Below are 6,547 nucleotides of genomic sequence, written 5' to 3'. Positions count from 1 at the left end.
GGAATTTCCCGCAGGAAATTCAGGAAGGCGGCCCCGTTCCCCCGTAACCAATCGGACTCGAAAGATTTCCGGCCTCCCGGTCGCCCGCGAAGCGGGCAAGCGACCGGGAGGCCGGAAAGATTTCGAGTCCCCGCGCCGCGCGTCAGCGCGCGATCATATAGCGGCACGTCAATTTGGGGCAGTACTGGTTGTTGTAGAACTGGTTGCCGGTCACGTCGGCGTAGGCGTGGTAGCGCTGGCCGACCTCGGGCGTGCCGACCGGGGAGCGGTTTAACAGGATCACGTACTGCGGCTCGCCGACACCTTCGCGGTTCACGTCCATGACAACCGTCTGCTCGTCGCCTTCGACCGAGACTTCGGTCACCACCCCGTCGCACAGGAACCGGCGGCCTATCCATATCTCGTAGTACAGGCTGAGCGCCTTGTAGTCCATCTTCCAGGCCGAGCGCGAGTAGGCGTCGAGCGTGGGCACGTAGTAGATGTTGAGCGATACCGACGAGTCCTGCTTGCCCTCCTGGGATGCGCGGAAGGTCACCGTATTATCGCCTACCAGGTCGAGCTTCGCGACGAACTCGAATTCGACATTGCCCTCCTGATCGACGTTGTCCTTCACGACGATCGAGTCCTCCACGTACGGCGTGTCCACCGTGAGGTACGCGCCCCTTGTCATCTTGCCCGAGACCTTGATGTTGGGCCGGCTGGACTTCTTCTCCTGGTTCAGGCTGGGCTCCAGGTTGATCTCCTGGGGCGCGCGGTACAGGTTGATGTCCATGCGCGTCTGCTTGTGGCTGGGCGTGGACACCAGCAGCGAGATGACGTTGTCGCCCACCGGGTATGTCTTCACATAGCACTCCAGGATGCCCTCGTGGGTGGCCGCGTCGGTCTGATCCACGCCGCCCACCAGCACGGTCGAGCGGGGCGCTACCTTGATCTTCAGCGGATACATCGAGGTGTTCACCTGTTCGAACGCCTTGGGCGGGTTAATCAGCTCGAGCGGCGATTCGGGCGTATCCACGGTCAGCGTCAGCGGCGGCAGCGGCTGCTGGCCGCCGCCCTCGGTGTACAGGATGGGCGTCAGCGTCACCACCGCGGCCTCGGTCTCCTCGGGGTGGGGGCCGAACCAATGGCTGTCGGGAATCTCGATGCGGGCCAGGTGCCCGATGATCTCGTAGGACTGGCGCAGTTCCTTGATGAACACCGCGTCGCCGTCCTTGCCGTAGAAGGTGATCGCGTGCCCGGCCAGGTTACCGTCCAACTGCACCTGCTCGACGTCGGGCGCCGTACGCCCGTCGCGCTCGTAGAAGTGCTCCATGCGCCACGCATCGATCCAGAAGTAGGCGCGGTAGAAGATCAGCCCGAACACGACGATCGAGATCAGCACAAACACCGTCCACATCGCGCCATGCATGAGCGCCATCGCGGGCGTGCGCGGCGCGCGGGGGGCGGGTGCGAGCGGCGCGCCGCAACGGACGCAGAACTCACCGCGCCCCGGGTTTTCGGTCTTGCAGGCCGCGCACTTCATGCGGACGCCTCCCCTCGTACAAGATGAACCTGTATTAAATTCCAGAACATCCCCCGGAATTCCTGCCGGGACAGCGCATTTGCCGGAAATTCACAGAAGCCCGGCACGTTTTGTCACAATTACGCCTCGACAACCGCACCCAATCTGTTATAATATAAGGAAGCGCCGACCCATTCTGACGCCTTCTGGCAGGTGCTTTTCCGCCCGCTCATCCCTTCCGGGACCTTGACGCAGCGCTGCTGCGCCTGCGGTTTCATAAGGGACGATCGGACGAAAAATCCCCTCGCCAGTCGCCGCCCGAATGGATCAGCATTTCCCTACGAGAACGAGACGGGAGGACGCGCATGGACAATTTCAAGGAAGAGGTGGCGGTCAGGCGCAGCCGCACGCTGTACGACGTGCTGTACATGTTATGCTTTGCCGCGATGATCGTGAGCGCTCTGCTGGCGCTGGTCACGCTGCAAGGCGTGCTGTCGATGGTGTTTGAGGGCTCCTTTCATCCGATCCCGCTGGTGACGCTGATCCTGTTCGGCGGCATGGGGTTCCTGCTGTGGCGCTACAAGGACGAGCTGCGCTCGGAGTACGAGTACACCTTCACCAACGGTATCCTGGACGTGGCGCAGGTGCTGAACAACAGGAAGCGCCGCTACCTGACCTCGCTGAACATGAAGGACGTGACGGCGGCGGGCCCGGTGAACGGCGCGGCATTTGGGCGCTACCTGTCGATGCCCGACGTCAAGAAGCACAACTGGTTCCTCAACCGCGACGCCCACCTGTATTTCTACTTCTTCACCAAGAACGCCGTCAAGCACCTGATGATCGTCGAACTGTCGGGTGAGATGGCGGAGCTGACGAATGGGCCGCGCTACATGGGCCACAGCGTGTGGCAGGGATGAGAGCCTACCTTGACAACAGCGCGACCACGCGGCCGACCGAGCCCGTCATCGCGGCGATGAACGAGTCCATGCGGGGAGGGTATTTCAACCCCTCCTCGCTTTACGCGCCCGCGCTCGAGGCCGAGCGCGCGCTGTCCGCCTGCCGTGCGCGCATCCTTAAGGCGCTGCACGAGCAGGGAGGGCGGGTGGTCTTCACCTCGGGCGGCACCGAGTCCAACAACTTGGGCATCTTGGGCGCGGTGCGCGCCATGCGCGGGGCTCAGCATCTGATTACGACCGCCGCCGAGCACCCATCGGTGCTGGCCGCGTTCGAGGCGCTCGCGGCCGAGGGGCACGCTCTGACCGTGCTGAAGGTAGACCGCGAGGGGCAGCTCGACTGGGATCAGCTGGAAGAGGCGCTTCATGACCCGCCGGCGCTGGTCAGCTGCATGCAGGTCAACAACGAGACCGGCGCGATTCTGGACATCGCGCGAGTGTGCTCGCGGGTGCGCATGTGCGCGCCCGAGGCGTTGATCCACGTCGACGGGGTGCAGGGCTTCCTGCGCGAGCCCTTTGACGGGCGGCTCGTCGATCTGTACACGCTGAGCGCGCACAAGCTGAACGGCCCCAAAGGCGTGGGCGCGCTGTACGCGCGCGCGGGTGTGAAGTTAAAGCCGCTGCTGGTCGGCGGCGGTCAGGAGCAGGCGCTGCGCTCGGGAACCGAGAACACGCCGGGCATAGCCGGGCTGAACGCCGCGATCGAGTATATGCCGCCGGACGCCGGAGCGCGCATGAGGACGCTCAAGCTGCGGTTGCTGGAGGGGCTGCGCGCGGGGATTGCGGATGTGATCGTGAACGGGCCCGCGCCTGAGCTGGGGGCCGCGCACATCCTGAATGTCAGCCTGATGGGGGTGCGCGGCGAGGTGATGCTGCACGCGCTCGAGGGCGAGGGGATTTACTGTTCGACCGGCTCGGCCTGCTCGTCGAGGAAGCGCAAGCTGAGCCCGGTGCTGACCTCTATGGGCATTGCGCCGAATGTGGCCGAGTGTGCGCTCAGGTTCAGCCTGTGCCCGCACACGACCGAGGACGAGATCGACTTTGCCGTTAAAAAGGCGTGCGGGTTGCACCGTGCGCTTGCGCGATTCAGGAGGAAGTAAGATGCTTAGGGTGTTGCTGGTGCGGTTTGGCGAGGTCCACTTGAAGGGGCTGAACCGCCCGTATTTTTTGAAGAAACTGGTTGACAACATCCGGCGCGCGGTCGAGCCGATGGGCGCGCGCGTGTGGCTGAGCGACTCGCGCATCTACGTCGGCGACGTCGAGGACATGGATGCCTGCGCCCGAAGAGTCTGCCGGGTGTTCGGGGTGCATTCGGTCAGTCCGGCCTACGAGATGGATAAGGATTTTGAGGCCGTCGCAAGCCAGGCCGTGGAAATGATGCGGCAGCTGTCAGGCACGTTTAAGGTGCTCGCGCGCCGCAGCGACAAGCGCTTCCCCATGGACAGCATGCAGATCGAGCGCGAGATCGGGGGGAGAGTGCTCGAGGATAACCCCAACCTCTCGGTGGATTTGCACAAGCCCCAGCACAAGCTGCACGTCGAGATCCGCGATCACGCCTACCTGTACGTCACCGAGTTGCCCGCCGCGGGCGGCATGCCGATGGGCACCGGCGGCAAGGCCATGCTGCTGCTGTCGGGCGGCATCGACAGCCCGGTGGCGGGGTACCAGATCATGCGGCGCGGCGTGCAGATGCAGGCGGTGCACTTCTACTCGTTCCCCTACACCAGCGAGCGCGCCAAGCAGAAGGTGCTCGATTTGGCGAAGATCTTGGGCGAGTACGGCCAGGGGGTGCTCACGCACGTGGTGCCGTTCACCGAGATTCAGATGGAGATCCACGAGAAATGCCCGGACGAGCTTTCTACGGTGCTGATGCGCCGCTACATGATGCGCATCGCGGAGCGCATCGCCCGCGCGCACGGCTGCCAGGCGCTGGTCACCGGCGAGAGCCTGGGGCAGGTGGCCAGCCAGACGATGGAGGCGCTTGCCGCCACCGACGAGGTGGCGGGCCTGCCGGTGTTCCGGCCGCTGATCGGGCTGGACAAGCTGGAAATCACACAGATTGCCACCCGCATCGGCACCTACGAGACTTCGATCCTGCCCTACGAGGACTGCTGTACGGTGTTCACGCCCCGCCACCCGTCCACCAAGCCCAAGCTCGACGCCTTGGCGCGGGCCGAGGCGATGCTCGACGGCGAGGCGCTGATTGAGCGCGCGATCACCGGCGTGGAACAGTTTCGCAGCTGGGATACGCCAAACGCATGAACGGGATGCTGTGCCAAACATCATTACGAAATGGAGGAATCGATCATGAAGGTATTATCGGTATTCGATCCGGCGTTCCGTCCCTACGGCAGGGTCGTGGAGGGCATCGATACACGCTTGCTGGTCGGCGCGCTGATGGACACCCCCTGCCCCGAGGGCGTGGTCTACGAGCCGTCGGCCCCGGCGCTCGAGGCGCTTGATGTATTCAAGGCGCTGACCAACGTGGCCTACGGCGGCATGCCGATCCAGCTGGGCTACTGCAACGGCACCAACCACGCGCTGAACGCGCTCGAGTATCACCGCGACAGCGAGTTCGACATCGCCGCGACCGAGCTGATTTTGCTCCTGGGCCGCCAGCAGGACATCGAGGACGGCTACACCTACGACACCGCGAAGGTCGAGGCCTTCCGCGTGAGCGCGGGCACCGCGGTCGAGCTGTACGCCACCACGCTGCACTACGCGCCCGTCGGCGACGGTTTCCGCTGCGCGATCGTGCTGCCGCGCGGCACCAACCACCCGCTGCCCTTTGCGACCACCGGCCGGGGCGAGGACGCGCTGCTCACCCACGTCAACAAGTGGCTGATCGCCCACCCCGAAGCGGGCATTGCCGGCGCGCATGTGGGACTGCGCGGCGAAAATCTGACGGCTTAGCGATAGGGGGTACGCCCCCTTCTCGTCCTGATGTTACGAAATAGTTTCTGGCTATTGCATAATTTTGACATTTGTGCTATAATCCTCCCGATGTCCAATCCAGGGACAGACGGAGGATTGTTTCATGCAGACGAGAAAAGGGTTGATTCGCGTGCTGGCGCTGCTGGCGCTGGCGCTCACGCTGTTCACGAGCGCCGCTTCTGCGGCAGGCCAGCGGGCGGTGGTAAAAGTCGCCTCGCTCGAGGTGCGCGCCAAACCCAAGGCCAAGGCCAAGGTGGTGGCCACGCTGTCAAAGGGCGACGAGGTCGTCGTCATCGGCGCGTCGGGCAAGGTGGCCAAGGTTCGCTGCGCGGGCAAGACCGGCTACACCCTGAAATCGGGCCTCAAATTGGTCAAGGGCGATGCGGCGAAGGTTAAGCAGAAGGGCAAGGGGCAGGAGAAGGTAAAACCCGCGCCCAAGGCCGCCGCCCAAACGACGCGCAGCACGGCCCGCCGAGCGTGGGCCTACCGACAGCCCAATGGCTCGGCCAGGAAGGTCGGGGTGCGCAAGGGCACCGCGTTCCGCATCCTGGGCGCCGAAGGCGACTTCTACAAGGTCGAGCGCGGCGGACAGGTGGGCTATGTGCTCAAGAGCGCGTTCGAGGCGCAGCCGGCCAAGGCCCCCGCGCCGGCCCGGCCCGCAGCCGACAAAGCCCCCGCGCCCGCGCGGCAGAGCGACGCGGAGCGCCCGGCGAACGACGCAAAGGCAGGCACGGTGATCTCGGCGGCCATGGCGCAGCTGGGCAAGCGCTACGTGTTCGGCTCTACCGGGCCCGACACCTTCGACTGTTCGGGGCTGACCGCCTACGCCTACAAGAAGGTGGGCGTGTCGCTGCCGCATTCGGCGCAGGAGGTGGGTTACAACGCGGGCCAGAAGGTCGAGCGCAAGTGGCTCAAGCGCGGCGACATCGTATGCTTTGACACCGTCGCCGATTCCGACCGCTCCGACCACGTGGGCATCTACATGGGCAAGGATCAGTTCGTGCACGCCTCCAGCGGCAAGGGCCGCGTGGTGGTGAGCGACATCAGCGGCTACTACAGCGACAATTTTTCGTGGGGGCGGCGGGTGTTCTGACGATGAACAAGGCGGGCGGAGGATTCCGCCCGCTCGTCTTTGCCCATTGACCAGGTAAAGCGACCG

Annotated in this window: 6 protein-coding genes; 5 read left to right on the top strand and 1 reads right to left on the bottom strand. The window is 64.6% G+C overall.

Annotated elements, in window-relative coordinates; all coding sequences use genetic code 11:
• Positions 1-142: 142 nt before the first annotated feature.
• Entirely contained in the window at positions 143-1,522 is a 1,380-nt protein-coding gene (locus ACH6CV_RS13660; RefSeq protein WP_456358759.1) for a hypothetical protein, read from the bottom strand.
• 344 nt (positions 1,523-1,866) lie between these two features.
• Here ACH6CV_RS13660 and ACH6CV_RS13655 point away from each other — a divergent pair, with 344 nt between their 5' ends.
• From ACH6CV_RS13655 to ACH6CV_RS13635, 5 genes are all read left to right on the top strand, one after another.
• Entirely contained in the window at positions 1,867-2,418 is a 552-nt protein-coding gene (locus tag ACH6CV_RS13655) for a hypothetical protein (protein ID WP_456358758.1), read from the top strand.
• Positions 2,415-3,554 carry a cysteine desulfurase family protein gene (locus tag ACH6CV_RS13650; RefSeq protein ID WP_456358761.1) on the top strand — a complete coding sequence of 380 codons (1,140 nt, stop codon included), beginning with the start codon at positions 2,415-2,417 and terminating at the stop codon, positions 3,552-3,554. The genes ACH6CV_RS13655 and ACH6CV_RS13650 overlap by 4 nt, the downstream gene beginning before the upstream one ends.
• Position 3,555: 1 nt before the next feature.
• On the top strand, positions 3,556-4,716 hold the full coding sequence (gene thiI, locus ACH6CV_RS13645) for a tRNA uracil 4-sulfurtransferase ThiI (protein WP_456358757.1): 1,161 nt from the start codon (positions 3,556-3,558) through the stop codon (positions 4,714-4,716).
• Positions 4,717-4,761: 45 nt separating this feature from the next.
• Positions 4,762-5,367: a DUF4867 family protein gene (locus ACH6CV_RS13640; protein ID WP_456358756.1), complete on the top strand. Its 606-nt coding sequence runs from the start codon at positions 4,762-4,764 to the stop codon at positions 5,365-5,367.
• A 124-nt stretch (positions 5,368-5,491) separates the two neighbouring features.
• The gene (locus tag ACH6CV_RS13635) at positions 5,492-6,481 is read left to right on the top strand and encodes a C40 family peptidase (protein WP_456358755.1); all 990 of its coding nucleotides are present in this window, start codon (positions 5,492-5,494) and stop codon (positions 6,479-6,481) included.
• The last annotated feature ends 66 nt before the right edge of the window (positions 6,482-6,547 follow it).

Origin of the sequence: Anaerozeibacter quisquiliarum, assembly GCF_051162045.1 — a bacterium.
Classification (GTDB): domain Bacteria; phylum Bacillota; class Clostridia; order Christensenellales; family Aristaeellaceae; genus Anaerozeibacter; species Anaerozeibacter quisquiliarum.
The sequence above is the reverse complement of the archived record's forward strand: the minus strand, read 5'-3'. Positions and strand labels throughout refer to the sequence as shown.